At 68.6% G+C, this 24,463-nt stretch carries 24 protein-coding genes, 1 tRNA gene, 1 pseudogene and 2 riboswitches; of the genes and pseudogenes, 8 read left to right on the top strand and 18 right to left on the bottom strand.

Going from position 1 to position 24,463, the window contains the following annotated elements; genetic code table 11:
- Nucleotides 1–3 precede the first annotated feature (3 nt).
- The 5 genes from DNK52_RS12070 to DNK52_RS12045 all read right to left on the bottom strand — a co-directional run bounded on the left by DNK52_RS12070 (nt 4) and on the right by DNK52_RS12045 (nt 5,255).
- Nucleotides 4–771, bottom strand: a complete 768-nt coding sequence (locus DNK52_RS12070) for a hypothetical protein (RefSeq protein WP_110241276.1) — start codon at nt 769–771, stop codon at nt 4–6.
- Nucleotides 772–1,391: 620 nt separating this feature from the next.
- Nucleotides 1,392–2,207, bottom strand: coding sequence for a cobalt-precorrin-4/precorrin-4 C(11)-methyltransferase (locus DNK52_RS12060; protein WP_110241274.1), 816 nt, complete (start codon nt 2,205–2,207; stop codon nt 1,392–1,394).
- A complete protein-coding gene (locus DNK52_RS12055; protein ID WP_110241273.1) occupies nt 2,204–3,730 on the bottom strand; it encodes a precorrin-2 C(20)-methyltransferase in 1,527 nt (508 codons plus the stop codon). The genes DNK52_RS12060 and DNK52_RS12055 overlap by 4 nt, the downstream gene beginning before the upstream one ends.
- Nucleotides 3,727–4,404: a precorrin-8X methylmutase gene (locus DNK52_RS12050; protein WP_110241272.1), complete on the bottom strand. Its 678-nt coding sequence runs from the start codon at nt 4,402–4,404 to the stop codon at nt 3,727–3,729. The genes DNK52_RS12055 and DNK52_RS12050 overlap by 4 nt, the downstream gene beginning before the upstream one ends.
- Nucleotides 4,401–5,255: a nitrite reductase gene (locus DNK52_RS12045; RefSeq protein ID WP_110241607.1), complete on the bottom strand. Its 855-nt coding sequence runs from the start codon at nt 5,253–5,255 to the stop codon at nt 4,401–4,403. Before DNK52_RS12045 ends, DNK52_RS12050 begins: the two co-directional genes overlap by 4 nt.
- A gap of 50 nt (nt 5,256–5,305) precedes the next feature.
- Nucleotides 5,306–5,500: riboswitch (cobalamin riboswitch) on the bottom strand.
- A 69-nt stretch (nt 5,501–5,569) separates the two neighbouring features.
- A riboswitch (cobalamin riboswitch) is annotated at nt 5,570–5,755 on the top strand.
- Nucleotides 5,756–5,809: 54 nt separating this feature from the next.
- Here DNK52_RS12045 and DNK52_RS12040 point away from each other — a divergent pair.
- From DNK52_RS12040 to DNK52_RS12030, 3 genes and pseudogenes are all read left to right on the top strand, one after another.
- On the top strand, nt 5,810–6,868 hold the full coding sequence (locus DNK52_RS12040; protein ID WP_239455535.1) for an ABC transporter substrate-binding protein: 1,059 nt from the start codon (nt 5,810–5,812) through the stop codon (nt 6,866–6,868).
- Nucleotides 6,865–7,893, top strand: coding sequence for a FecCD family ABC transporter permease (locus DNK52_RS12035; protein WP_110241270.1), 1,029 nt, complete (start codon nt 6,865–6,867; stop codon nt 7,891–7,893). The genes DNK52_RS12040 and DNK52_RS12035 overlap by 4 nt, the downstream gene beginning before the upstream one ends.
- A gap of 80 nt (nt 7,894–7,973) precedes the next feature.
- Nucleotides 7,974–8,693 (top strand): annotated as a pseudogene (locus DNK52_RS12030) (ABC transporter ATP-binding protein); the annotation flags it as partial.
- Between the two features lie 33 nt (nt 8,694–8,726).
- Here the strand turns inward: DNK52_RS12030 and DNK52_RS12025 are convergent.
- The 4 genes from DNK52_RS12025 to DNK52_RS12010 all read right to left on the bottom strand — a co-directional run bounded on the left by DNK52_RS12025 (nt 8,727) and on the right by DNK52_RS12010 (nt 13,238).
- Nucleotides 8,727–9,185, bottom strand: coding sequence for a DUF2871 family protein (locus DNK52_RS12025; RefSeq protein ID WP_110241268.1), 459 nt, complete (start codon nt 9,183–9,185; stop codon nt 8,727–8,729).
- Between the two features lie 9 nt (nt 9,186–9,194).
- On the bottom strand, nt 9,195–11,336 hold the full coding sequence (locus DNK52_RS12020) for an MMPL family transporter (protein WP_204163519.1): 2,142 nt from the start codon (nt 11,334–11,336) through the stop codon (nt 9,195–9,197).
- Nucleotides 11,337–11,451: 115 nt separating this feature from the next.
- Nucleotides 11,452–12,087 carry a response regulator transcription factor gene (locus DNK52_RS12015; RefSeq protein WP_110241267.1) on the bottom strand — a complete coding sequence of 212 codons (636 nt, stop codon included), beginning with the start codon at nt 12,085–12,087 and terminating at the stop codon, nt 11,452–11,454.
- Entirely contained in the window at nt 12,084–13,238 is a 1,155-nt protein-coding gene (locus tag DNK52_RS12010) for a sensor histidine kinase (RefSeq protein ID WP_110241266.1), read from the bottom strand. The genes DNK52_RS12015 and DNK52_RS12010 overlap by 4 nt, the downstream gene beginning before the upstream one ends.
- Before the next feature lie 235 nt (nt 13,239–13,473).
- Between DNK52_RS12010 and DNK52_RS12005 the strand changes: the two genes are divergently transcribed.
- From DNK52_RS12005 to DNK52_RS11990, 4 genes are read left to right on the top strand one after another with little or no spacing between them, the layout of a single operon-like run.
- On the top strand, nt 13,474–14,199 hold the full coding sequence (locus tag DNK52_RS12005; protein WP_204163518.1) for a sortase domain-containing protein: 726 nt from the start codon (nt 13,474–13,476) through the stop codon (nt 14,197–14,199).
- Nucleotides 14,200–14,252: 53 nt separating this feature from the next.
- A complete protein-coding gene (locus DNK52_RS12000) occupies nt 14,253–15,218 on the top strand; it encodes a hypothetical protein (RefSeq protein WP_162598754.1) in 966 nt (321 codons plus the stop codon).
- 45 nt (nt 15,219–15,263) lie between these two features.
- Nucleotides 15,264–15,629, top strand: a complete 366-nt coding sequence (locus tag DNK52_RS11995; RefSeq protein ID WP_110241264.1) for a hypothetical protein — start codon at nt 15,264–15,266, stop codon at nt 15,627–15,629.
- A gap of 57 nt (nt 15,630–15,686) precedes the next feature.
- Nucleotides 15,687–16,319 (top strand): hypothetical protein, encoded by a 633-nt coding sequence (locus tag DNK52_RS11990; protein WP_239455534.1) that lies wholly within the window; start codon nt 15,687–15,689, stop codon nt 16,317–16,319.
- Nucleotides 16,320–16,365: 46 nt separating this feature from the next.
- Here DNK52_RS11990 and DNK52_RS11985 read toward each other — a convergent pair whose 3' ends face one another.
- Together DNK52_RS11985 and DNK52_RS11980 are read right to left on the bottom strand one after the other, a co-directional pair.
- The gene (locus DNK52_RS11985) at nt 16,366–17,232 is read right to left on the bottom strand and encodes a hypothetical protein (protein WP_110241262.1); all 867 of its coding nucleotides are present in this window, start codon (nt 17,230–17,232) and stop codon (nt 16,366–16,368) included.
- Between the two features lie 89 nt (nt 17,233–17,321).
- Nucleotides 17,322–17,594 (bottom strand): hypothetical protein, encoded by a 273-nt coding sequence (locus tag DNK52_RS11980; protein ID WP_110241261.1) that lies wholly within the window; start codon nt 17,592–17,594, stop codon nt 17,322–17,324.
- A 236-nt stretch (nt 17,595–17,830) separates the two neighbouring features.
- Between DNK52_RS11980 and DNK52_RS11975 the strand changes: the two genes are divergently transcribed.
- Nucleotides 17,831–18,475: a hypothetical protein gene (locus tag DNK52_RS11975; protein ID WP_110241260.1), complete on the top strand. Its 645-nt coding sequence runs from the start codon at nt 17,831–17,833 to the stop codon at nt 18,473–18,475.
- 75 nt (nt 18,476–18,550) lie between these two features.
- Here DNK52_RS11975 and DNK52_RS11970 read toward each other — a convergent pair.
- The 7 genes from DNK52_RS11970 to DNK52_RS11940 form a co-directional block, all read right to left on the bottom strand.
- Nucleotides 18,551–18,624, bottom strand: a tRNA-Pro gene (locus tag DNK52_RS11970).
- A gap of 82 nt (nt 18,625–18,706) precedes the next feature.
- On the bottom strand, nt 18,707–20,056 hold the full coding sequence (gene der / locus DNK52_RS11965) for a ribosome biogenesis GTPase Der (RefSeq protein WP_110241259.1): 1,350 nt from the start codon (nt 20,054–20,056) through the stop codon (nt 18,707–18,709).
- Between the two features lie 275 nt (nt 20,057–20,331).
- Nucleotides 20,332–21,045 (bottom strand): (d)CMP kinase, encoded by a 714-nt coding sequence (cmk, locus tag DNK52_RS11960; RefSeq protein WP_110241258.1) that lies wholly within the window; start codon nt 21,043–21,045, stop codon nt 20,332–20,334.
- An 11-nt stretch (nt 21,046–21,056) separates the two neighbouring features.
- Nucleotides 21,057–22,142 carry a prephenate dehydrogenase gene (locus DNK52_RS11955; protein WP_110241257.1) on the bottom strand — a complete coding sequence of 362 codons (1,086 nt, stop codon included), beginning with the start codon at nt 22,140–22,142 and terminating at the stop codon, nt 21,057–21,059.
- Nucleotides 22,139–22,918: a pseudouridine synthase gene (locus DNK52_RS11950; protein WP_110241256.1), complete on the bottom strand. Its 780-nt coding sequence runs from the start codon at nt 22,916–22,918 to the stop codon at nt 22,139–22,141. Before DNK52_RS11950 ends, DNK52_RS11955 begins: the two co-directional genes overlap by 4 nt.
- Nucleotides 22,905–23,570: an SMC-Scp complex subunit ScpB gene (gene scpB, locus DNK52_RS11945; protein WP_110241255.1), complete on the bottom strand. Its 666-nt coding sequence runs from the start codon at nt 23,568–23,570 to the stop codon at nt 22,905–22,907. The genes DNK52_RS11950 and scpB overlap by 14 nt, the downstream gene beginning before the upstream one ends.
- Entirely contained in the window at nt 23,567–24,457 is an 891-nt protein-coding gene (locus tag DNK52_RS11940) for a segregation and condensation protein A (protein WP_110241254.1), read from the bottom strand. The genes scpB and DNK52_RS11940 overlap by 4 nt, the downstream gene beginning before the upstream one ends.
- Nucleotides 24,458–24,463 lie beyond the last annotated feature (6 nt).

The raw sequence follows: 24,463 nt of genomic DNA, 5'->3' as shown, positions 1-24,463 counted from the left end.
GTGCTATGTCCCGTCGCTCAGCGGGCCCGCTGCCCGGTCGATGGCGTCCAGCATGTCCTGCATCGGTGTGCCGGCGTCGGCCTGGACGAAGCCAACCAGAGGAAACTGCATCGGGACCTTCGCCGTGACGGGTTCCGAGAGCGCCTCGGGCGCAAGGTCAATCAATCCTCGCGTGCGCGCCTGGCGGATCAGATTCAACGTCGCCACGACGTGCAGCGCCACTTGTCCGTATAGGAGCACCGCGGCGCTATAGCGACTGTTAAGTGTGTGTCCGGCGGCCTTTTCCCGTGCGACAGGGTCTGCATGGACGAGATCGCCGTAGAGCCAGGAGTCGGCGAGGGTGGCGAACCAGACTGCTTGCCTCTCCACCTCGTCGGGTCGTATGAGGGCGAAGCCCGTCTCGGCGGCCGGTGCCACAGCTGTTGCCCAGGAATCGCGGAGGCTGTCTATTGCTGGCCCGAACAGTGGATCTTCTTTGAGAAAGGCACGAAGCGAGCCCAGAACGGCCTGCCAGTGGATGGGTTCACCAGTGAGCAGAAAAGGGCGGCAGCGCGATGCGAGCGACTCGAAGGCCTCCTCGGGCGGTACGTCTTGGGTCATGTGCATGGTGCCGTCCACCGGGCCGATATGGGTCGTTCCCTGTGCCCACTCGTTAAAGCGGGAAACATCGGCCAGCAACGAGTGTGCTTCGACGCGGCGGGCGCGAAGGGTGAACGCTGCCAGACGCTCGCGGTGTCGCCCAAGCGCCTCCGAGGGGATGTTCGCATTCATCGTTGGATTGTCCCAGCTCAATTTGCTCTCTCCTCAGGGCCACGCAGAGATGGCGTCAGTTTTAGCCCACCTTGCGGGAGCGGGCGTGTACAGAAAGAAGTGACCAATCGCTACGCATTCCAATCCAGATGCGTCACTTCACCGCCTGCCAGCGTTGTCGACAGCGAAGGCGTTAAGTCCGGCGCTGGACTAGAGCAGCGGGCCCAGGAACTCGGCGCGTTGGCGTTGGGAGGCTGGGGCAAGCCCGTCTCCGCACGATCATGTGACAGTGATGCTCCTATCCGTGCAGCAGTCCCGAACCTCCGCCTCGCTCCCCGCATGTCGGACACACGGATCTGCCACCGATCGGGCATGTCAGCATGGCTTAGGTGGCGAAGTCGTTGCGCCCACGGGAGGGACCACCTCACTGCGCGCACACACAACTGGAGAGAGGTGAGTTGATGACTACCAGGAGGATTCTGACCGTCATTCTGCTGATCGGTCTTGTAACCCAACTCGTCGGCCTCAGTATCAGTCTTTCAAGTGACACCTCAATGACCCGTCTGGACTGGTTCACGGGACTCGTGGGTCCGTCCTCCACAGTCTTGATCATCGCGCTCGTTCAGCGGATTAAGGACTAGTCACTCGTCCATGCGGGTATGACCCGCTTGCACAGCACCCGCCGCCTGCTCCCCCAACCCCTTGACCCGCCGATCCCGCTCCGAGCTGTACAGGTAGGACTCACCGCCCGCACGCTCCCCCGACTCAGCGAGCGCCCGCCCGACCAACACCACCGCGGCCTGACGCAGCCCAGCCTCCTCCACCCGGGCCGCGATCGTGTCGACTGTCCCTCGCAGGACCAATTCTCCAGGCTGACTGGCGCGGTACACGACCACCACCGGACAGTCGCCTCCGACGACCGGCTCCAGCTCCTCCATGAGCGCCCGAGTCCGGGTGATCGCCAGGTGTAGGACCAGCGTGGCTCCGGTGGCGGCGAAGTCGGTCAACGACTCCCCCGCCCCCATCGGTGTCGAACGGGCCTGCGTACGCGTGAGCACCACCGACTGCGCGACCAGCGGCACGGTCAGCTCGTTGCCGATGCGTGCCGCTGCAGCTGCGTACGCCGGCACCCCGGGCGTCACCTGCCAGCTGACACCCGCTGCATCCAGGCGCTTCGTCTGTTCGTGCAACGCCGAGTAGAGAGAAGGGTCGCCGGAGGTGAGCCGTACGACCTCCTGGCCGGCACGGGACCCGTCGACCAGGTGCGCGGTGATCTGGTCGAGGTCCAGAGCTTGGGTGTCGACCAGCGTCGCCTGCGGGCCACAGTGGGCCAGCACGTCGGGGTCCAGGTAGGTGCCCGGGTAGAGGACCACGTCAGCAGACGCCAACAGCCGTATCGCCCGGACCGTCAGCAGGTCAGCCGCCCCCGGCCCGGCCCCCACGAAGTGCACGGTCATCGGACGTACCGCGGGGTCCAGACACCGGCCGGTGTCGCCCGGGTCGACGAGGCACCCACGATGAGCAGGCACTTCATGTCGATCGTGGCCGGGTCCAGCTCGCCCAGCGTCGTCACCGTCAACGACTCCTCGGCCCGTCCAACATCCCGTCCCACGACCACCACCGTCTCCGGGCACTTGTGCTCCAGAAGCACCTGCCGGGCAGTCGCGACCTGCTCGGTCCGGCTGCGGGAGGCGGGGTTGTAGATCGCCAGCACGAGGTCCGCCTGGGCGACGGCCCGCAGCCGCTGCTCCACCACCTCCCACGGCTTGAGTCGGTCCGAAAGACTCATCACCGCGAAGTCCGCACCCACCGGGGCGCCCGCGCGGGCGGACACGGCCTGCACCGCGCTCACGCCGGGCAGCACCCGGATCGCGACATCGGCGTACGCCGGGTCTTCGGCTGCCTCGAAGACGGCGGCCGCCATCCCGAACACCCCCGCGTCACCTCCGGACACGACGGCGACCTTCTCGCCGCGCCCGGCCAGGTCGAGCGCGAAGGCGGCGCGGTCGATCTCGACGGTGTTGCCCGACGCGTGCCTGGTCAGCCCCCGACGCTGCGGGACCCGGTTGACGTACGGGGCGTACCCGACGACGTGGTCGACGTCTGCGAGCGCCGCGCTGACCTCGGGGGTGAGCCAGGCATCCGGTCCCGGCCCGAGACCCACCACCAGGAGCTCCGCCGACGCCACGGCGGCAACAGGTGCTCCGACGGCTTCCTCGGTGTCGCGGGAGCGCCGACCGTTGAGGCTGTCCCCGGTGACGACGATGAGGGAGAAGTACGGCACCGACGTCTCGTCGACGTCGGCGACCGGCAACCAGCGCTCCTCCGGCATGGAGGCCCGCTCCACGTACAAAGCGTGGTCGAGGCGCCCCGCGGCTGCGAGCGCACGGCGCACCGCGGGGAACGTACGCCCCAGCTTCATGATGATGGCGCCGTCGGTGTCGGCAAGGCGCCGCGCGAGCTCCGGCTCCGGCAGGGTGCCGGGCAGGACGGTGAGCACGTCGGTCTGGCGCACCAGCGGGGTGGCGGTGGCCGCGGTGGCCGCCAGGAACGCCGGGACCCCCGGGACGATCTGGGTGGGATAGCGCTCGGCCAATCGGTCGTGCATGTACATGTACGAGCCGTAGAAGAGCGGGTCACCCTCGGAGAGCAGCACGACGTTGCGCCCGGCATCGAGGTGGACGGCGAGGCGCGCCGCCGACTCCGCGTAGAACTCGGCGAGCACGCCGGTGTAACCCCCGGGGTGGTCGGTGCTGCCCGTGGTCACGGGGTAGATGAGGCGTTCCTCGACGACCCCTGCGGGGAAGAGCCCGGCGGCGATGCGGCGCGCGTTGGACTCCTTGCCTCGTGCGCAGTGATAGGCGACCACGTGGGCCTGCTCGATGAGGCGTGCTGCCTTGAGGGTGATGAGCTCCGGGTCGCCGGGCCCGACTCCCACTCCCGCGAAGTGGCCGGTGGTGGTCGTCGTGACGGTGCTCATTCCTGCTCCTGGGCCAGTGCGTTGAGAGCCGAGGAGGTCATCGCGGACCCACCCCGGCGACCGCGGACGGTGACGAACGGGACGTCGATCCCGTAGGAGGCGGCGAACTCCTCCAGCGCCAGCTTGGACTCGGCGGCGCCGATGAAGCCGACGGGACACCCGACGATGGCGGCGGGGCGGGGAGCGCCGTCGACGAGCATCTCGAGGAGGTGGAAAAGTGCGGTCGGCGCGTTGCCGATCGCGACCACCGCACCTTCGAGGTGCGGCTCCCACAACGAGACAGCCGCTGCCGTACGTGTGGTCCCCCACTCCTGGGCCAGGCCGGGGACCCGGGGGTCGTTGAGGGTGCACAGCACCTCGTTGTCCCGGGGCAACCTGCTGCGGGTCACGCCCTTCACCACCATGGTGGCGTCGCAGAGGATCGGGGCGCCGGCATCGAGCGCCGCGCGTGCGGCCGGCACGAGGCGCGGATCGATGACGAGATCGCGGGCCAGGTCGACCTGGCCGCTGCCGTGGATCATCCGGACCGCCAACTTCTCGGCGGTGGCGGGCACCCGGGACAGGTCCGCCTCGCGCCGGATCATGGCGAAGGAGTCGAGGTAGATCGCCGGGCCTCGGTCCACGTACGCGTAGTGACGCTGCGGGCGCCGCGGCTGGACGGACGTGGTCTTCATCGGGTCTCCTCGGGGATGAGCACGCCACGCCACGGCGTGACGACAAGTTCGGGGGCAGCGGTGCGCAGACGCTCCACCGCGGGACGGTCGAGCCCTTCCGGAGGCACCGGCACGTGGTGCCCGCCCGGCACGCGCCCGTACGGCAGCGCGGGCACCGGGGCGGGTAGCCCCGCGGCGGCTTGATGCGGCGGAAGGAGCGTCGTCGTCAGCTCACTCACGTGCCACGGGGCCTCCGGGCCTGCCGGTCGCAGGGTGAGGAAACGACGAGCGAGCTCCAACAGGTGGTGATGCACCCCCTCGAGTAGCACCACCGGGCCCCATCCCTTCCCGATCCGCAACTGGACCGACTCCGCGCAGAGGGCCACCAGTCCCAGGTCGCAGCTGCGCTCGACCAGGTCACCTCGTCCGTCGTCGAGCACGAGGAGGAAGCGCCCCGGCAGGTGTGCGAGGTCAGCGTCGCTGCACAGGCCAACGTCCAGCGCCCGGATCACCGGCCTCAGGTCGGCGCGACCACCGGCCAGTCCGGTCTGAGGCGAGGCCATGATGTTGCGGGCCAGGTCGTGGGCGCGACTGGGCAGCAGCCCAGTGCCTTCGATGGCCAGGAGGACCTCGTCGGTGAGTTGCTCGGTGCCCGGGTCGGCAGGCATCCCACGGACCTGCAGGTTGGTGCGGCTGGTCACGTGCACGCGGCCGTCGCCGTACTGCTCGGCCACGTGCAGCAGGGCCGAGAGTTGCTCGCCGCGCAGTCTGCCGCCGGGCAGGCGCAGACGTACGAGGAGGCCGTCGTCAGCTGGCCAGGGGCGCAGCGCGCCGGGGCAGCGGTCTGGTCGGATCCGGTTCACCGGAATCATCACCTTGTTCGGAGTCCGGGCCCGTACGCGGGACCCTCGTGACCCGACGACGGGTGTCGTCAGGGCCAGCAGGTCTTCGGACTCGGATCAACCGGGAGAGAACGCCTTCCCAGGCCCGTGGGCCCAGTGGCTGCCGTTGCCGGCGTGTTCTTCCCGTCCCCTTACCGCTGCGCGTCAGTTCCGGGATTGCACCGGATTCCCTGACTCCGTGATGGCGGAGTACGACTGGCTGCGGGGAGCGTACCGCGCCCTCGGGCAACTTCGCGTGGGGGCCCGCAGGGCGTCACCCCCACTCGCGCCGGCTCCCCAAGTGGGCTAGTTTGTTGCGCGCCAGCCGTTGGGAGCCTGCTCCCGGCACGGGAACCCGGTGAGAATCCGGGACTGACGCGCAGCGGTATGGGTGACGGACGAGGCACACGCCACTGGACCTTCGGGTCTGGGAAGGCGCCTCGCTCCGGTTGATCCCGAGTCCGAAGACCTGCTGGCCCTCGCAGTGTTCGCTGCAGGTCACGACGGGCCACGCGTAGAAGCCCGGGACCCACCGAAGGACCACCGTGTCGAATTTCGCCACCCCTCCTCGTCGTCCCCGAATGCTCTCGGCAGGCGTCGGGCTCGCCCTCGTCCTCACCCTGGCCGCGTGCTCCGCCAAGGGCTCGGACGACGCCCCCGCCGCGAGCACGAAGGCCGCTGAGGGCTTTCCGCTCACCCTCACCAACTGCGGTCGCGAGCTGACCGTGGAGGCACCCCCACAGCGGGCCGTCTCCCTCAACCAGGGCTCGACCGAGATCCTGCTCTCCCTCGGCCTCGAGGACCGCATGGTCGGTACGGCCGCTTGGACGGACCCGGTGCTGGAGCCGCTGGCCGAGGCCAACGAGGGCGTCCCCCGCCTGGCCGACCAGTCGCCCTCCACCGAGGTGCTCCTCGGCACGAACCCCGACTTCGTGTCGGCGTCGTTCTCCAACATGTTCGACGAAGGTGGAGTGACCACCCCGGAGGCCATGGCGAGCCTCGGTGTCGGGTCGTACCTCTCCCCCGCCGAGTGCCTCAAGGACAACGAGGGTGACGGGGACGGTGAGCGTGGAGAGGCCCTCGAGATCGAGACCATCTACCAGGAGATCACGGAGCTCTCCCAGATCTTCGGGGTCCCCGAGCGCGGGGACGAGCTCGTGGCTGACCTGAAGCGGCGGATGGCCCGCGCGGAGGAGAGCGCCGACGATGCCGGCGTCTCAGCGCTCTTCTGGTTCGCCAACGCAGAGTCCCCCTACCTGGCCGGCTGCTGCGGCGGCCCCGGGATCATCAGCCGCTCGCTCGGCATCAAGAACGTCTTCGACGACACCACCGAGGAATGGCCGCAGATCAACTGGGAGACGGTCGCCGACCGCAACCCCGACGTCCTCGTGCTCGGTGACCTGACCCGGAAGAGTCAGACCGCGGAGACGGGTGCTGCGAAGATCGAGTTCCTGCAGCAGAACCCGGTGACCTCCCAGATGGATGCGGTGAAGAACGAGCGCTTCGTGCTGCTCTCCGGCGCCGAGCTCAACCCCTCACTCCGCACCGTGTACGCCATGGAGAACGTCGCCGAGCAGCTCACCGAGCTTGGTCTCACGCAGTGACGAGCCGCCGGCTCGCACTGACCCGGGCCGGTCTCCTCCTGACAGCAGCACCCGTCGTGGTGCTGCTGTCGGTGGCGGGGGCGATCACGGTCGGCCCTTCCGACCTCTCCACCGCGGACGTCTTCGGTGTGGTGGGTGACCGTCTCGGTCTGGGGCCAAGCGACCTGACCCTGATCCAGCAGGGCATCGTGTGGGACCTGCGTCTGCCGCGGACCCTGCTGGCCGGCATCTGTGGCGCCGGGTTGGCCATCTGTGGGGTGATCCTGCAGTCCATGTTGCGCAACCCGTTGGCAGACCCGTTCGTGCTGGGGATCTCGTCGGGCGCCTCCACCGGAGCCGTCTCGATCGTGGTGCTCGGGGTCGGCGGGGGCACGCTGGGTCTCTCCACCGGCGCCTTCCTCGGGGCACTGGCCTCCTTCGCCCTGGTGATGGTGTTGGCGTCGCTCTCGGGAGGTACGACGGACCGGTTGGTGCTGGCCGGGATCGCGGCCACCCAACTCTTCTCGGCGCTGACCTCGTTCATCGTCTTTACCGCCGCGGACGCAGAGCAGACCCGCGGAGTGCTCTTCTGGTTGTTGGGCTCCCTGTCGGCCGCGTCGTGGGGCGACGTGGCCGTCTGCGGGAGCGTGGTGCTGGCCGGTCTGGTGGTCTGCTTCTCGACCGCGTCCTGGTTAGACGCGTTCGCGTTCGGCAGCGACGCCGCGGCCACCCTGGGAATCAACGTCGCGCTCACTCGCGCGCTGCTGCTCGTGCTGACCGCGCTGATGACCGCCGTGATCGTCAGCGTCTCGGGGGCGATCGGCTTCGTCGGGCTCGTGCTGCCTCATCTGGCACGGGCTTTGGTGGGGGTGGGACACCGTCTCCTCCTGCCCACGTCGGCGCTGATCGGCGCCGTCTTCCTGGTCTGGGTTGACACCGCGGCCCGCACCCTGCTCGACCCCCAGGAGCTCCCGGTGGGTGTGGCCACCGCACTCATCGGGGTCCCCGCCTTCGCTCTCATCCTGTTGAGGAACCGTCACCGATGACCGTCATGCAGACCAGCCCTCCCGTCACCTCCCTGACCCCGGCGCTCACCGTCGACCGCGTCGTGTGGTCCGCGCGCAGACGCCTGATCATCGACCGCGTGTCGTTGACCGTGCAGCCCGGCGAGACCGTCGGGCTGCTGGGGCCCAACGGCTCCGGCAAGTCGACCCTCCTGCGCGTGCTGGCCGGAGTGCGTACGCCCGACGAAGGACACGTGACGCTGGGAGCGATCCCGCTGGCCTCGATGCCGAAGCGGGAGCGAGCGCGACGGCTCGCCGTGGTGGAGCAGGAGGTCAGCAGCGACCTCGACCTGCTCGTACGCGATGTCATCGAGCTGGGCCGTATCCCCCGGCGCCAACCCTGGGCGCCGACGTCGGCCCACGATCGCGACGTGGTGCAGAGGTCCGCGGAGCTCACCGAGATCGCGGACCGGCTCGACCAGTCGTACCTGACCCTCTCCGGCGGTGAGCGTCAGCGTGCCCAGATCGCCAGGGCGTTGGCGCAGGAGCCCGAGATCCTGCTGCTGGACGAGCCCACCAACCACCTCGACGTACGACACCAGTTGTCGCTGATGGCGCTCATCACCCGGATGCCGGTGACCTCCGTGGTGGCGCTGCACGACCTCAACCTCGCCGCCGCGCACTGTGATCGGGTCTTCGTGCTCGACGCGGGACGGGTGGTGGCAGGCGGGTGGCCAGCGGAGGTGCTCACCCGGGAGCTCATCGGCCGGGTGTACGGCGTGGACGCCCACGTCCAGCGCGACGGGGACGACCTCCGGATTCACTTCCGTGCCGCGCTGTGAGGCTGCTCGGAGTCGCACCGAGCCTGGTCTGGCTCACGCCGATGCGCTCGGGACAGCGACCGGGCGGTCTTCAACGGCACGGTTCCGCTCGGACACTGCCGCACCCAACCCAAGGAACAGCAGGATGAATGCCCCGGTGAGGGTGATGTGGCCGAGCCCTGCGATGCCAGCCAGAGCAGGCGAGTCGGCGGCGTTGCGCTCGAGGACCTGAAGGCTTCCCTTGACGAGCATGGCACCGAAGGTGAGGCCCAGGCCGATCTGCCAGACGATGACGCCCCAGCGGAAGCGTCGGTCAGCGATGTCCAGGGCGGCGGTCAGGGCCAGGAGCACCAGGAGCGTCAAGGTCCCCAACGCCAGGGCGTGGGTGTGGGTCACGGCGAGTTGGGTGCCGCCGCTGACGCCGTTGGCCTTGGTGAACTCGCGGTAGTAGAGACCGCTGGCCAGGCCGAGAGCGGTCCAGATGGCGGCGGAGCGGTAGAGCAGGGTGAGCACGGGTTTCTCCTAGGAGGTCAGGACTGATTGGTCAGGGAGTGGGTTTGGTCGCGTGGGCCACAGGGCGTGTCGCCCCAGGAGACGGATGCAGACCGGCACCAGGAGTGGTCGCACGAGGAAGGTGTCGAGCAGGATGCCGATGGCCATGGCCAGTCCGAACTGGTACAGCTCTCGGATCGGCTGGGTCATCAGGACAGCGAAGGTGCCGGCCAGGATCACGCCGGCCGACGAGATCACGCCTCCGGTTCGGACGATGGAGGTGCGCAGGGCGTCCACCGGCACGCTGCGGGCCAGCTCCTGGCGGTACCGGGTCATCATGAAGATCGTGTAGTCCACGCCCAGTGCGACCAGGAAGACCAGGACGTAGACCGCGACGCGGTTGCCGATGCCGAGGTCTCCTCCCACCGTGATGGTGAGGAAGGTCGTCAGGCCCATGGTGGCGGCGTACGACAGCACCAAGGTAACCGCGAGGTACACAGGAGCGAGCAGTGACCGCAGTACGAGGCCCAGGATCACTGAGACGGCAAGCAGCATCAGGAGTCCGACGACCACGAGGTCCCGGTCCAGGGCTGCGCGGGTGTCGGCAGCGGCAGAGGTCTCTCCGCCCACCAGCACCTGGGGCCGGTCGACCTCTCCTCGGCGGGCCCCCTGACTCGCGGCGTCAGTCAGGCCGGGGAGCGAGTCCATGGCCTGAGGGCTGTACGGATTGGTGTCGAGAACGACGTCGAACGCCACGGTCCGGCCGTCTGCCGAGGACCGAACTGACCCGAGCCGATCGACGTCGGGGGCCGACTCGAGGGCTCCGGCAATGCTCCCGACCTGTTCTTCATCGAGCGGTGACTCCGCACGGACGAGCACTTGGCTGGGTGCGATGGTCCCCGGCCCGAAGGACTGGCCGAGCATCTCCTGCCCGGCGGCGGACTCGGTGTCGATGCGGAAGCCACTGACCAGGTCGAAGGACTGTTGGACCCCGACGAGGCCCGCGGACATCACCACCAGCGCAGCAAGGGCACCGGCCAGCACCCTGCGCGGGGCACCGGTCACCAGGTCGGCCACCCGGTTCCAGATCCGCGAACTCGAGAGGGCTTCCTGGGTGCTGGGGGCCTGGCGCGGCCAAAAGGCGAAGCGGCCGCTGAGGACCAGCAGGGCCGGAGTGAGGGTGAAGGCGACTGCAGCCATGGAGGCAACGCCCAGGGCGAGGTAGGGCCCGAAGTCGTGCAGGGTGGGTGTCACCGCTGCGAGAAGCGCCAACACCGCGGCGACGATGGTCGAGACGCTGGCCGCCAGGGCGCCGGCCACTGCACGCATGGCGCTGGCCACAGCCACCGTCGGATCGGCATGGTCGGCCATCGCTTCGCGGAACCTGGCGAAGACGATCAGCGCATAGTCGGTCCCGACCCCGAAGAGCAGGACCGTCATGATCGACGAGGTCTGGCCACTGATCTGCATCAGTCCCGCGTCGGCGAGAAGCGCGCCGGCGCCTTCGGCCAACCGCATGGCGAAGCCCACTCCGACCAGCGCGACCACGACCAGCACGGGTGATCGGTAGATCGCGAAGAGCAGCAGCACGACGAGCCCGATCGTGCCGAACAACAGGACCTTGTCGCTGCCGCCGAAGACCTTGACGGCGTCGACGACGATGCCGGCCGGGCCTGTCACCGCTGCCTCGACGGTGCCCTCGGCAGCGTCGGCGGTGATGTCACGCAGAGCCGCGACGGTGTCGCGGTAGTCGTCCTCACCTGGGCTGCCCGTCAGCGCCACGATCACCGATTCGGCGGTGCGGTCCTCGTTCACCAGACCCGCGTCACTGGGCGCGGTCGAGGAGTCCGCGACCCGGATGACCGCCGGGAGGCGTGCGCCCTTGATCTCGCTCACGATCTGGGCAGTGGCGTCCCTCGTGGTGGCGGCAGAGTCCGATCGAACCACGATGATCGCGGGCGGTGCCGAGTCCGCGCCGAACTCCTTCTTGACCAGCGCCGCTGCCCGCATGGACATGGAGTCGGCAGGTGGATCGTCGTTGTCATTGGTCTTCACCGAGTCCAAGGTGGGGGCCATCGACGTCAGTGCGCCGATCGCGAACACCCAGGCGATCAGTACGAGCCATGCCGTACGACGGCTGATGCGGGACGGACCCTGCAGGCTTGATTTCACACCTTTGAGTCAACCTGCTGGGTGGCGTGACCACATCGATCAATTCGCTACACCCATCTCCAACTTTCGATGGAGAGAGCGACCGTCCCGGGTGTACGGCCAGCGCGCGAGCGGCTCAGCCACCACCAGACAGCAGCCCTCGTTCCCGGGCGCGCGCCACAGCCGCGGTCCGGGACTTCACATCCAGTTTGGTGAAGATCTGCACCAGGTGCGACTTCACGGTCGCCTCGCTGAGGAACAGCGACCTGGCAACGTCACGGTTGGACTGGCCGGTCGCCACCGCCGAGATCACTTCGACCTCCCGAGGCGTCAGTGCTGGAACTGCCGGTGCGACCTTGGTGAGGAGTCTCGATGCAATCTTCGGCGACAGCGCGATGGCGCCACTCGCCGCGGACTGCACGGCCGACCAGAGCTCCGCGGGTGGGGCGTCCTTGAGCAGGTAGCCACTGGCTCCGGCCTCCACCGCACGCAGGATCTCGCTGTCGGTGTCGTAGTTGGTCACCACCAGGACATAGGACGGCGGGTGGAGACTGCGGATCTCGCGCGTGGCATCGACCCCGGTGCGAGCGTCACGGGCAAAGCGAAGGTCCATGAGCACGACGTCAGGATGCAGAGCGCGGCTCAACTGGACGGCCTCGTCCACCGTGGCTGCCTCGCCCACGACCTCCACGTCGCCACGATGCTGCTCCAACAGCGCACGCAGACCAGCGCGCACGATGGCGTGGTCGTCAGCGATGAGGAGGCGAATCACTTCGTCACCTCGAGCGGAAGTCTGAAGGAGACCGCCAGGGCGGTACGCCCGGGCTCGGACTCCACAGTGAAGTCACCGCCCAGGTCAGCCACCCGGCTCTGGATCGTGTCGAGCCCGAAGGTCGGTGTGGACGACTCCAACACGCTGGTGTCGAAACCCTGCCCGTCGTCGACGACGTCCAGGCTCACGCGGTCATCACTCCAGCTCAACGTGACGACCGCGCGGGCTCCGGGCCCGGCGTGTTGCTCGACATTGGCCAAGGCGGACTGCGCGATCCGCACCAAGGCCGCCTCCACGGGCATCGGCACCTGGGCAGGATCGCCGTGGCACAGGTACCGGACGTCGGGCACCGCGCGATCACAGACCCGTCCCAGCGCCGCGCCCAAGGACGAGTCCGCCAGGTCTGCAGGGGAGAGCTCGGCGACCATCCGTCGTGCCTCGCGCAGACTCGTCGCGGCCGTCTCGCGGGCCAGTACCACGCGCCTCCTGGCCTGCTCCGGTTGCGCCTGCGCCTCGGCCTCGGCTGCGTGCAACAGGAGTTGGATGCTGCTCAGTCCTTGGGCGACGGTGTCGTGGATCTCGCGGGCAAGCCGCTGTCTCTCGCCGGCCTGCCCAGCAGCGCGCTCCGACTCCACGAGCTCGGCCCGGGTGCGCTGCAACTCCTCGATGAGGGTCCTCTGGGAGTTCGTGGCGTCGAAGAGCACGCGATAGCCCAGCCCGAACATCACCGAGACCCCTGCCCCCAGAGCCGGCGCGAGGAACTCTTCCGCGCCCCCGCCATCCACCAGCCGTACGGCCACGTCACACGCGGTCATCGTGACGATGGCGAGCAACGCCGGGACCAACGCCAACTCAGTCAGGAAGACCAAGAACAAGCCGAGTGACACGTACGCCGCGTCTGCCCCGACGAACACGAGTCCCGCCCACACGGCAACCAGGCCGAGCAGGAGGGTGAGCCGCAGGACGGCCGACGTCACGCGCGAGCGGACGGCGTACACGACCAGGAAGAGGACCACCAGCAGCGAGGTCGACGCTGCCCCACCCTCGCCGGTGAAGGCTCGCAGCCACACCACGACAGCGAGTGCCGCCACCAGCCCATGCAGGCCCAGCCTCAATTGCGCGGCGCTCGGCTGCGGATACCCGACCCTCACTCCTTGAGCCTAGGTGATGGGCACTGGGGAGAGGACCGACCCGCAACCAGGCGCAGCTGTCTGCGGCGTCCGCGGCCTGCCCCGTTCGACCCGCTTCCCTCCCGGTCCTGGAGCCGCTCGGCGATGCGGGGCTGGGTTGTAGCGTCGGTGTGGCGGGCCCGGGAAGTGGTCTGCATGTCGCGACCTTCGAGCACCGCGCCGGCCCCACCGGCCTCGACTCGCCCGAGACGGAACCATGAACCCGACACCCGTACGAACCCTCGCCGCCACCTATGCCGCACTCGGGGCCCTCGCGCTCAGCTCCTGCGCCGCCCCGGCCGACGACACCGGGGAGCGAGCCACCGAGTCCCCCGCGTCCACCAAGGCACCGGCGACTCCGACAGCACCGAGCACCCCGTCACCGAGCACCCCTGCACCGAGCGCCACCGAAGCCGCGCCGCTCTCCTCCGACGGCGAACCCATGCTCGGTGAGCTCTCCATCCCCGCGATCGGGGTCACCGACCTCGAAGTCGTCCCCTACCGCGGATGGACCGACGACGCTCCCGGCACCGAGATCCAGAACGACGGCCGCGCAGCCAGCCCCCACGGTCCGCGCGGAGGCACCGGCCCGGGCGGGATCGGCAACTACCAGGTGACCGCCCACCGGCTGTCCTCCACGCGTGCCTTCCTCGAGCTACCCGAGCTGGAACGAGGCGACCGGGTCTTCGTACGCACCGAGGACGCCACCTACGTCTACCGCATCACCGACACCCGCAAGACGTCCTTCCGGTCACCAGCCTCGCTGCGCGCCCAGCGCGCCGCCGTCCCCGGGCGTCCCAACCAGGAAGCCACCCGCGCCATGATCACCCTGTCCACCTGCGCCACGCCTGAGGATCGCGCCGTCGGCAACTACTGGTCCGACGAGTTCGACAACCCGGAGCACCGCATCGACAAGATCGGCGTCCTGGTCGCCGTGCGCTGACCCATCTGCGCAACTTGCCTACCGCAGTGGAGCTGGTGGGGCACAGTGACGCCATGCGAACCAGAACTGCGGCGGCTGCGGCCGTGTGCATGACCCTCCTGATGCTCGCGGGGTGTTCTCCGACCCCCGAAGCGTCACCGCCGCAGGAAGACTCAGCTCCGACCACGGTGGAGCAGATCCTCACCAAGCCCGAGGCCGGCGTCGACCTCCTCTTCATTGCCCGGGCCAAGAACGCGACCTTGACGCTCGACAAGGCAGGCAAAGGCACCCTCGTCATGGAGGACGTCGAGACGATGACGTGGTTCTCCGACCGACCAGCTCATGATGCTGGCACCAGCACGACTGCAGACGTGCTCGACACGTTCGGGTGGGAGCGGGACGGCGACAGCCTGGATGGCGGCAAGCCCGACAACGCCCCGAATGCCGCTCTGACGGCCGACAACCTGACCGACACCATCGTCGTCGAGCTCCTCACCGCCACCCGAGACGGCGAGAGGCTCACGTTCACCGTCGCTGACGTCGCCAAGAAGCCGGGGCCCGCGCGTGATGTCGAGCTCGTCAACTCAGACCTCTTCATCGACAGCGTCCTGATCGCCGACGGCGGCGGATTCGTCCTGTCGTCATTCGGATTCTCGGGCGTCGTCTCGCCGGGCACCTTCAGGGGCGGCGACATGCTGTTCGCCGTCGGAGGCCTCGCGTACGTTGACAACCGTGGCAGGCCGTCCGCGACGACTGTTCTCATGATCGGCGGCCTCGGGCCGGCCGCCAGGTCATACACCCTCACCGCCCACGAGGGACAACCCGACGATCTGCACGGACTCCGTGTGACTCCCAACACGGCACGCCTCACCAGCATGGACCTCGTGCCCGGCACGTACGCCAGCGACGGCAGCCCCGTGTATGGGTACCTGGTCGTGAAGGGCATCCTGGCCAACGGCCAACCGTTCGAGAAGCGGCTCAAGGGCGAAGTCAGTCCTTGCTCCTGGTGCCCCACCCTGGAGGAGCACTCAGGAGGGTGAGCCGCCGCTGTGGAGGGGCGGAGACGTTGGATACCGTTGAGCGTGATGATCACCCGCCGCGAAGCCGCCCAACGTCTGGACATCCCCTTGGAGATGGCCACCCGGCACGGACTGCCCACTACCCTCACCGAAGCCCAGTTGGCTGAGATCGAGGAGAACCCGCCCCCGTGGCTGCTCCAGTCCCGCGCCAACCGGACCGGCAAGAAGCCGGTGTGGGTCGAGCTGGTGTGCAACGTCTGCGGGACCACCGAAAAGGCCAGGCCGAAGAAGTGGTGGCCGACCTTCACCTACGTCTGTTGCGACCACCACGAGCCCTCCGAGTTGCCGGCTCCGGCTCTCGACGAGGTGCGTGCGGAGTATCCGGGCGTCGGCAACCGGTTCATCGGTGTGGTCGACACCCCACTGGGCTGAGGGGTTTCACCCCAGCAGTGGTCGGGCGCGCACAGGCCCGCCGACTAGGTTGTCAGGATGATGAACGGGTCGCGCCTGCGCTTCGACGGACACATCGCTGGCGTCGGCAGCTCCGGCGGGCTGCGGGCTGTCGTCGGGCGTTGGGACTCGTCGCCCTTCGGCGCGTTCTCCGACGTGATGCTCGAGACGGCCTCGGGCCACCGTGTTCTGCTCGCCCCCACGTCGGAGGTCGCGGAGTTCGTGGCAAGCACGTACACGTTCGACGAGGTCAGGATCGAGCCGGTGCACGTGGCAGACGTGTGGCCCGAAGGCTCAGGGGGACGCTGGTTCGTCGAGACACCATCCCTCACGTTGACCATCGGCATCGGGCATCGAACTCCTCTGGGTGCGCTGTTGAGGATGGTGCCCAGGCGGATCGCCGTTGCCCCGGCGTGGTCCAGGGTCACCGATCCGGTCTCTCGTCTGACGGTCCGCGGCGTCCGCACCCGTGGCAGTGCCGGTGGTGGCCGTCTCGAGGTCTACGGGGCCACCGACACGCACCGCATCACCTCGGTCTCCGGGCAGTTCGACGGCGTGGCTCTGGGTGCCCTGGCGCCGGTCGACCCACCCTGTCGGTTCGGCTTCAGCTCAGCTCCGCGGCGCCCCGCGCTGACGGAGGTCGTCACCACGGTCGTGGTGCCCACCGTCTGAGACCCCGTCGGACCGCCTGAGTGGTCAAGCGGGCGGTCTGTGGCCGCTACTTCTTGGGCTTGGTCATGGCGATCTGGAGGACGGGGCTCTTCTCGCCCTCGCTGCCCAGCAGGATCTTGGTGCCGTCGCGGGCGACCTCCAGGGACTCCCCCTGGCGGCGCTTCGGAAGGGCCATCACGGCTGGCCGGCCGGTGAGCCCCCGGTACGTGTACGCCGTGGTGTAACTCCCCAGGACGCGGGTCCTGCCGTCGGGGGAGAACGTCCCGGCAGTGATCTTGTCCGGCGCGGCGGCGATCCTGGTCAGCTTGTTCGTGGACTTGGTCGAGAGCTTCTTCGGCGCGCGGTAGATCCCGGCGCTCCCACGGGCCGACTTGGTCACGATGAAGAGTCGCCCGGTGTTCGGATGGACGAGCAACGCCTCCGCGTCCCGAGCCCTGTCCGGGTATCTGAAGGTGTACTTCTTCGTCGCCACCTTGACGGTGCGTCCACCGCGCGGGAGTTGCTTGGGCTCGGTGAAACGGTAGACGGCGATCTGCTTGCGAGCGCGCCGGTTGTCGCCGATGTCTCCGACCCACAGCGAGTGCTTGGGGCCAGCAGCGATGTCCTCCCAATCGATCGCGGAGGCACCCTTCAGCCTCAGCACCGCCCGGGTCCTGCCAGCACTGTCGACTGCGAAGACGCGTGCTGAGTCGCCTGAATCGTTGTGCGTGAAGAGCAGCGGACGCGAGTACGTCGACCGCGCCAGACCGCTCGATTCGGTGATCGCCTTGTCCTTGATCGTGCGTTCCACCCGGGCCTTGGCCGCGGCGGCTCCCTCTACGGGCGCGGCGGCTGGCCCCAGGGCCACGAGGCCCGTGCTGGCGCCGATCGCCATGGCGAACGAGAAGATGCGGGCACGTCTGAGCATGTTCACCCCCAAGAAACTACTGGAGCCTCCGCGTCGGGGGAACCCCTACCTCTGGTGTCGGTGTGGCGCGGAGGTGATCAAGATTGATGGACGCTCTATGACGCACCGGCGGAGGTCGCCGCGAAGACCAGCAGAGTCATGAGGCCCGCAGCCACACCGAGACCGATCCCCAGCCAAGCCGGGCCCGGATTGGTGGCCAGACCGCGCTCGACCCGGCTGATTCCAACAGAACCAAAAATGATGGCCAGGGCAGACGCAGGTGCGGCCACGAATTCCCCGATGATCGGGAAGAACGAGAAGACGGCCGCCACGATGCCCATGACCAAGGCGAACTCACCGGCACCGTTGCGAGGGGGCGTGGCCGGCATGGGAGACAGCGTACTCCGACCGCGGCACGCGGTAGCGGCACGGCGTTGTGCTGCACGCGTGATCGCATGAACGGCCGTGCAGTCGGACTCCCCTACCCATGAGTACCTGAGATTTCATCTTCCTCACGGCCTAGCCTGACCAACGCCGACTCAAATCAGGTCGGCCTTCCATGCCCCCGGGTCGTCGCAAGCCACCTCGGGACGTGGCACCAGCCACTGTCGAGAGGTCCTCCTTCATGCCCGCGATCCACCCTTCTCCCCACCGTCGCAGCGTCCTGCGCGCCGCCGCCTGGACGATCCCTGCCGTCACCGTGGCGAGCGCGGCGCCGGCCTACGCCGGCTCAGGCGCGGCGGAGGTCGATCTGTGGTCGAGCATCTCGTTGCCTCGAGAGCCGGACAACGGCATGACGTTCGACGGCGACCCCATCTACGCAGGAATCCCCAGCCCGGTGCACACCTTCGACACCGTCTTCGGGAACGACGGTCCAGATGCTCTACCCGCAGGCGGGGTCTTCACGATCGGTCTCGCCCTCGGTGCCTTCTGGGATGCGTTCACCGTGACCAGCATCGGGGTCAGCCACACTGAAGAGGCCACGACCTTCGAGCCGCTCCTGCGGACTACCTCCACGGACGCCGACCTGGAGCTGCACAACTTCACCCTCACCCAGGAGTTGCGCGCGGGAGAGAGTTTCCCCGTGACCTTCACCGCCACTCTGCTCCCAACCCCTCAGGCCGATGAGACGTGGAGAGGCACCCCCGACGTCTACCCGACCATCCGCCACGAAACCCGGTTCAGTGTGGGCACCTCGGGTGCAACCGACACCGGCGGGCGGATCAACATCGGGCTGAGCCCCGCGTTCATCATCAACCAGCCCACCTGACCGGCCCACGCGGCCCTGAGTCAAATGAGAACTGCCTCTGCCCAGCGTTTCCGCTGGTCAGAGGCAGTTCTTCGGTCGGGCTGACAGGATTTGAACCTGCGACCCCCTGACCCCCAGTCAGGTGCGCTACCAAGCTGCGCTACAGCCCGAACACTTGCGCTGAACATGTCATGTGCAAGCGAGGAAACCTTAGCGCAGCCCGCGCTGAGTCGCGCACTCGGGGCGTCCGCCTCAGCGCTTGCGCTTCTCGCGCACCCGCTGCTGCAGCACGATCGGAGTCCCGACGAAGCCGAACGTCTCACGCAGGCGACGCTCGATGAACCGCTCGTAGGAGGCCTCCAGCTTGCCGCTGGTGAAGAGCACGAACGTGGGCGGCGACGTCGACGGCTGGGTGCCGAAGAGGATCTTCGCCTGCTTGCCGCCGCGCACCGGGTGCGGGTGCTCGGCGACCAGACGACCGAGGAAGTTGTTGAGGGCGCCCGTGCCGACGCGCGTCTCCCATCCCTCCAGAGCCTTCTCGAGGGCGGGCACCAGGCGGTCAATGTGCCAACCGGTCCTGGCTGTCACGTTGATCCTCGGAGCCCACTGCACCTGCACCAGGTCGCGCTCGATCTCGCGCTCCAGGTAGTAGCGACGCTCGTCGTCGACCAGGTCCCACTTGTTGAAGGCGATGACCATGGCGCGACCAGCGTCACGGACGGTCTGGATGATGCGCAGGTCCTGCTCGGAGATCGACTGACCACCGTCGATGACCAGGACGGCCACCTCGGCGCGGTCGATGGCCGTCGTCGTACGCAGCGAGGCGTAGTACTCGTGGCCGGAGGCTTCCTTGATGCGCTTACGGATGCCAGCGGTGTCGATGAAGCGCCAGGTCTGGCCCCCCAGCTCGATCAACTCGTCGACCGGGTCGACCGTGGTGCCGGCGACGTTGTCGACGACCACCCTGTTCTCCCCGGCCAACTGGTTGAGCAGGGAGGACTTGCCGACGTTCGGCTTGCCGACGATGGCGATGCGTCGCGGCCCGCCGGTCGCCTCGAAGTCGTGCTCAGGGGTCTCGGGCAGGGCCTCGAGACAGGCGTCCAGCAGGTCACCGCTCCCCCGGCCGTGCAGCGCCGAGATCGGGAAGGGCTCACCCAGGCCGAGGTTCCACAGCGCGTACGCCTCGGTCTCGGTCCGCAGGTCGTCGACCTTGTTGGCGGCCAGCACGACTGGCTTGCCCGACTTGCGCAGGATCTTCACGACCGCAGCGTCGGCGTCCGTGATGCCGACCATGGCGTCGACGACGAAGAGCACGGCGTCCGCGAGGCTGACGGCGATCTCGGCCTGACCGGCGATCTGCTCGGCGAGCCCGGTGGCGTCCGGGTTCCATCCACCGGTGTCGACCACGGTGAACGCGCGACCGTTCCAGTTGGCGTCGTAGGAGACACGGTCACGGGTCACGCCCGGACGGTCCTCGACCACAGCTTCACGCCGACCGATGATGCGGTTGACCAGGGTCGACTTGCCCACGTTGGGACGTCCGACCACCGCCAGGATGGGCGTGGGGCCGACGGGGGCGTCCACGTCGGTGAACTCGGTCATGGGTGTTCCTCACTTCACGAACCCGCTCTGGGTCTCATCGTCGGACTCGGCCGCCGGGACGGATCCCGACAGGTCGCTCCCAGGGGCGTGCGCGAGGCTTTCAACCGCGCAACCGCTCCTTGAGCAACGTCGTTGCAGGACTCACTGTTCCCGTCGCCGAAGCCACATGTGGGCCCAGTCTGCCAGCGTTCGGCGCAAACCACGGCAACGAGGCGTCCGCTCCTCGCCACCACCTGCCAACTCCGTGTCCCCAGGTGGGCCGCGGAGCAGGGCACTCAGTCCTGTGCAGAGGCTGCTTCGACGAGCGAGAGCACCTGGTCGATGACCTGCTCCAAGGTGTACGGCGTGGTGTCGATGTGGGTGGCACCGTCAGGCATCGTCAGCGGTGCGGTCGTGCGGCTGGAGTCGATGGCGTCGCGGGCCAACAGGGATGCCTCGGTCGCTGCGACGTCCGAGCCACCCTCCTCCAAGGACCGACGCGCAGCGCGAGCGCCGGCATCGGCGGTCAGGTAGAGCTTCACCTGGGCGTCAGGGGCAACCACGGAGCCGATGTCGCGGCCTTCCACGACGATGCCGCCCTCGCCGATGATGGCTCGCTGCAGCTCCAGCAGGCGCGTACGCACCTCGGGCACCGCGCTGACCGGGCTCACGGCGCCGGTCACCGCCTCCCCCCGGATCGCCTCACCGACGTCCGTGCCGTCCACGTGGATGGTTGGCGCCTGCGGATCTGTGCCCGACTCGATCTGGGGCACCCCGGCGTGCGCCGCCACCGCTGCGCCGTCCAGCACGTCGACGCCGGATTCCAGCATCGCCCAGGTCATCGCACGGAACATCGCGCCGGTGTCCAGGTATCGCAGGCCGAGCCTCGTCGCGACTCCTCGCGAGGTGCTGGACTTGCCCGACCCGGACGGGCCGTCGAGGGCGATGACGATCTGGCGGTGGGCCGCCTTCGCCGAGGTGTTCGCTGCGGACTTCTCTGAGGTGCTCACGGGCGATGAGCCTACCGGTGCGTGGTCCAACCGCGGGACTCAAGAGCGTCGAGCAGGTGGTCGGCGCGCGGTTCCTCGACCACCAGCTCGACCAGCCCCACGGGGCGATTCGGGTCGTGGTCGATCCGGATGTCCTCGATGCTGACCTCACTCGCGACCGAGTCCGCGAAGAGTCGGGCCAGCTCACCGACGTGGTCAGGCACGGAGACCCAGACCGAGCGCATCGGACGCGTGGGCCCACCGTGCTTGCCCGGGATCGCTGCCGCTCCGGCCGTCCCCCTCGCCAGGAGCCCCTCGAGGGAGTCCCGGTCACCCGACCCGATCGCGGAGATGGCGCGGTCCAACTGCTCGCGGATCTCCCCCAGCAGGTCCAGGACAGCCTCCGCGTTGGCGGCGACGATCTGGCCGTACAGGGCCGGTTCGCCTCCAGCCACGCGGGTCACGTCGCGTACGCCCTGGCCCGACAGCGCCAAATGGTTCGGCGGGGCATCAGCCAGGCGGCCGGCGGTCAACGCCGCCATCAGGTGCGGGACGTGCGAGGTGCGCGCCACCGCCTTGTCGTGCTCCGAAGGGGTCAACCACACGGGCACGGCGCCGGTGAGGCGCACCAGCTCCTCGACCAGCTCGACCGCATCCACGTCCGACTCCGGGTGCGGGGTGATCGCCCACGGGCGCCCCTCGAACAGCGCCTCATGGCTCGCCAGCGGACCCGACCGCTCACTCCCCGCCATCGGGTGGCTGCCCACGTAGCGGCGTACGTCGGGGTGCTGGGCGACGACCGCCAGCGGGCCCGACTTCACCGAGCCGACGTCGGTCACGACCGTCTCGGTCCCCGCGGTTGCATCGAGGACGGCCGCGATGACCGGACCGAGATGATCGGGCGGCACCGCCACCACGACCAACTGGGCGACCTCCCCCGGCTGCTGGGCGCGCCCGGCTCCGAGACCCGAGGCTGTGCGTACGTTCTCCGGCGAGGTGTCACTGAGGAACACGTCGAGTCCGGCCCGGCGACACGCCAGGGCGATCGAGGTGCCCAGGAGGCCCGTCCCGATGATGCCGATCGGCCCGACCAGGGCGGCTGTCTTCTCGTCGGTCACAACTTCACGCTGTCCAGGAGCACACCGAGCTCCTTGGTGGTGAGCTCACGCATCTCCCCTGCCGGCAACCGCCCGAGGTCGACGGGCCCGAATCTGGTCCTCGTCAGGCGCAGCACCGGGTGACCGACATGGGCCAGCATGCGGCGCACGATCCGGTTGCGTCCCTCATGGATGACCAGTCGCACGATGGTGCGGCCCGCGGCGTTGCCGCGGCCCGACTCCACGACCTTGATGCTGGAGACTTTCACGGGGCCGTCGTCCAGCTCGACCCCGGCGCGCAACTTCTTGAGCGTGGCGGGGAAGACCTCGCCCTCCACCTCGGCCACGTAGGTCTTCTCGACCTCGAACGACGGGTGCGCCATCTTGTGGGCGAAGTCTCCGTCGTTGGTGAGCAGGATCAACCCGGTGGTGTCGGTGTCCAGGCGTCCGACGTGGAAGAGGCGCTCAGCCCGTCCCGCGACCAGGTCACCCAGGCTGCGCCGTCCCTCGGGGTCCGACATGGTCGAAACCACTCCCCGCGGCTTGTTGAGGACCAGGTAGACGTGGGCCGAAATCGGGGGCAACCGTTCGCCGTCGACGCGGATCACCGCGGTCGTGGGGTCCACCTTCGTGCCCAGACGGGTGACGATCTCCCCGTCGACCTCCACGAGCCCGCCCAGCATGAGCTCCTCGCACTTGCGGCGCGAGGCGACACCGGACTGCGCGAGCAGCTTCTGCAGCCGGATCTGGCCGTCGGCCTCCGTGACGATCTGGCGGCGTTCTTCAGGGGTGTTCATCAGGTGGGGTCCCGCTGTCGGTGGTTTCAGGTGCTGGCCCGGCGGAGGGATCCTCGTCGGGAGAAGGAGTGGCGGAGCCGGCCATGGCGGTGAGCTCGTCCTCGAGATCCTCCATGTCCGGCAGATAGGGCGCCAGCTCAGGGAGGTCATCGATGCCGGTGATGCCGATGCGCTCCAGGAAGTAGCCGGTGGTGCGGTAGAGGTGCGCGCCGGATGACTCGTCCGACCCGGCCGTCTCCACCAACCCACGCGCGAGAAGCGTACGCATCACACCGTCGACGTTGACACCGCGGATCGCCGAGACCCGGGCGCGCGAGACCGGCTGCTTGTAGGCCACCACGGCCAAGGTCTCGAGAGCTGCCTGGGTGAGGCGCGACTGGCGACCGTCCAGGACGAATCCCTCCACGACGTCGGCGTACTCGTCGCGACTGTAGTACCGCCATCCGCCGGCGACGTTGCGCAGCTCGAACCCGCGCCCCTGCTCGGCGTACTCGGCCGCCAACTGCGCCAACGCAGCCTCCACGTCCTCGACGGGATGCCGCACCGCCGAGGCGAGCACCACCGCATCGAGTGGCTCGTCGGCCACCATCAGCACCGCTTCGATGGCAGGGCGGAGCTCGACCGCGGGGCTCTCGAGGCTCTCCTCGGTCATCGGTCCTCCTCCTGTCCGTCCATGGCGTCCATGACGTCCATGGCGGCCGTGCCGCTATGGCCTGCGGTGTCGGGCTCGACCGGCGCACCGTCGAACTCGTCGTTGATCTCGATCTCACTCACGTCGTCGCCGGTCCACCGCACCGTCAGCTCTCCCAGTGGGGTGACCTGGTCGAAGGAGACGAGCGACTCGCGGAACAGCTCGAGCAGCGCCAGGAACCGCGCCACGGTGGTCAGTTTGTCAGGCGAGTCACCGCACAGTGCACGGAAGGTCAACGTGGTGGTGCGTCGCAAGCGGTCAACCACGATCCCGGCCTGTTCGCGCACACTCACCCTGGCCGCGTGGATGTGCTGCAGCGACACCTCGACGACCGGCTTGGGCTCCATCGCCCTGGCCGCCAGACGGGCGAACTCGTCGAGACCGATCCCGATGAGCACTTCGGGCAACAGCATGGCGAACCGGTCATCGAGGCCGACCGAGCGCGGATGGCGACGCTCCTCGGCGACGAGGCGCTTCTCGAACACCCCCGCCACCAGCTTGAACGCCTTGTACTGCAGCAGCCGGGCGAACAGCAGGTCCCTGGCCTCCAGCAGCGCCAGGTCCTCCTCGTCCTCGACGTCGCCCCGTGGAAGCAGCCGCGCAGCCTTGAGGTCGAGCAGGGTGGCGGCCACCAGGAGGAACGAACTCGTCTGCTCCAGGTCCCAGATCGGTCCGCCCGCCTTGACGTGGGCAATGAACTCGTCGGTCACCTGGGAGAGCGCCACCTCGGTGACGTCCATCTTGTGCTTGGCGATCAACGAGAGCAGGAGGTCGAAGGGGCCCTCGAAGTTGTCGAGCGTGACGGCGAAGGCCGCCGAGGCGGAGTCGGCGTCGACGAGCTCCGTCATCGACCG

It is taken from the genome of Nocardioides gilvus, assembly GCF_003194605.1.
Classification (GTDB): domain Bacteria; phylum Actinomycetota; class Actinomycetes; order Propionibacteriales; family Nocardioidaceae; genus Nocardioides; species Nocardioides gilvus.
The sequence above is the reverse complement of the archived record's forward strand: the minus strand, read 5'-3'. Positions and strand labels throughout refer to the sequence as shown.

Bases quoted from the DNA above. Each gene is read 5' to 3' on its own strand.
- DNK52_RS12070 (WP_110241276.1), bottom strand. From the start codon at position 771: ATGAATGCGAACATCCCCTCGGAGGCGCTTGGGCGACACCGCGAGCGT.
- DNK52_RS12060 (WP_110241274.1), bottom strand. From the start codon at position 2,207: ATGACCGTGCACTTCGTGGGGGCCGGGCCGGGGGCGGCTGACCTGCTG.
- DNK52_RS12055 (WP_110241273.1), bottom strand. From the start codon at position 3,730: ATGAGCACCGTCACGACGACCACCACCGGCCACTTCGCGGGAGTGGGA.
- DNK52_RS12050 (WP_110241272.1), bottom strand. From the start codon at position 4,404: ATGAAGACCACGTCCGTCCAGCCGCGGCGCCCGCAGCGTCACTACGCG.
- DNK52_RS12045 (WP_110241607.1), bottom strand. From the start codon at position 5,255: ATGATTCCGGTGAACCGGATCCGACCAGACCGCTGCCCCGGCGCGCTG.
- DNK52_RS12005 (WP_204163518.1), top strand. From the start codon at position 13,474: ATGAACCCGACACCCGTACGAACCCTCGCCGCCACCTATGCCGCACTC.
- DNK52_RS12000 (WP_162598754.1), top strand. From the start codon at position 14,253: ATGCGAACCAGAACTGCGGCGGCTGCGGCCGTGTGCATGACCCTCCTG.
- DNK52_RS11995 (WP_110241264.1), top strand. From the start codon at position 15,264: ATGATCACCCGCCGCGAAGCCGCCCAACGTCTGGACATCCCCTTGGAG.
- DNK52_RS11990 (WP_239455534.1), top strand. From the start codon at position 15,687: ATGATGAACGGGTCGCGCCTGCGCTTCGACGGACACATCGCTGGCGTC.
- DNK52_RS11980 (WP_110241261.1), bottom strand. From the start codon at position 17,594: ATGCCGGCCACGCCCCCTCGCAACGGTGCCGGTGAGTTCGCCTTGGTC.
- DNK52_RS11975 (WP_110241260.1), top strand. From the start codon at position 17,831: ATGCCCGCGATCCACCCTTCTCCCCACCGTCGCAGCGTCCTGCGCGCC.
- der (WP_110241259.1), bottom strand. From the start codon at position 20,056: ATGACCGAGTTCACCGACGTGGACGCCCCCGTCGGCCCCACGCCCATC.
- DNK52_RS11950 (WP_110241256.1), bottom strand. From the start codon at position 22,918: ATGAACACCCCTGAAGAACGCCGCCAGATCGTCACGGAGGCCGACGGC.
- scpB (WP_110241255.1), bottom strand. From the start codon at position 23,570: ATGACCGAGGAGAGCCTCGAGAGCCCCGCGGTCGAGCTCCGCCCTGCC.
- DNK52_RS11940 (WP_110241254.1), bottom strand. From the start codon at position 24,457: ATGACGGAGCTCGTCGACGCCGACTCCGCCTCGGCGGCCTTCGCCGTC.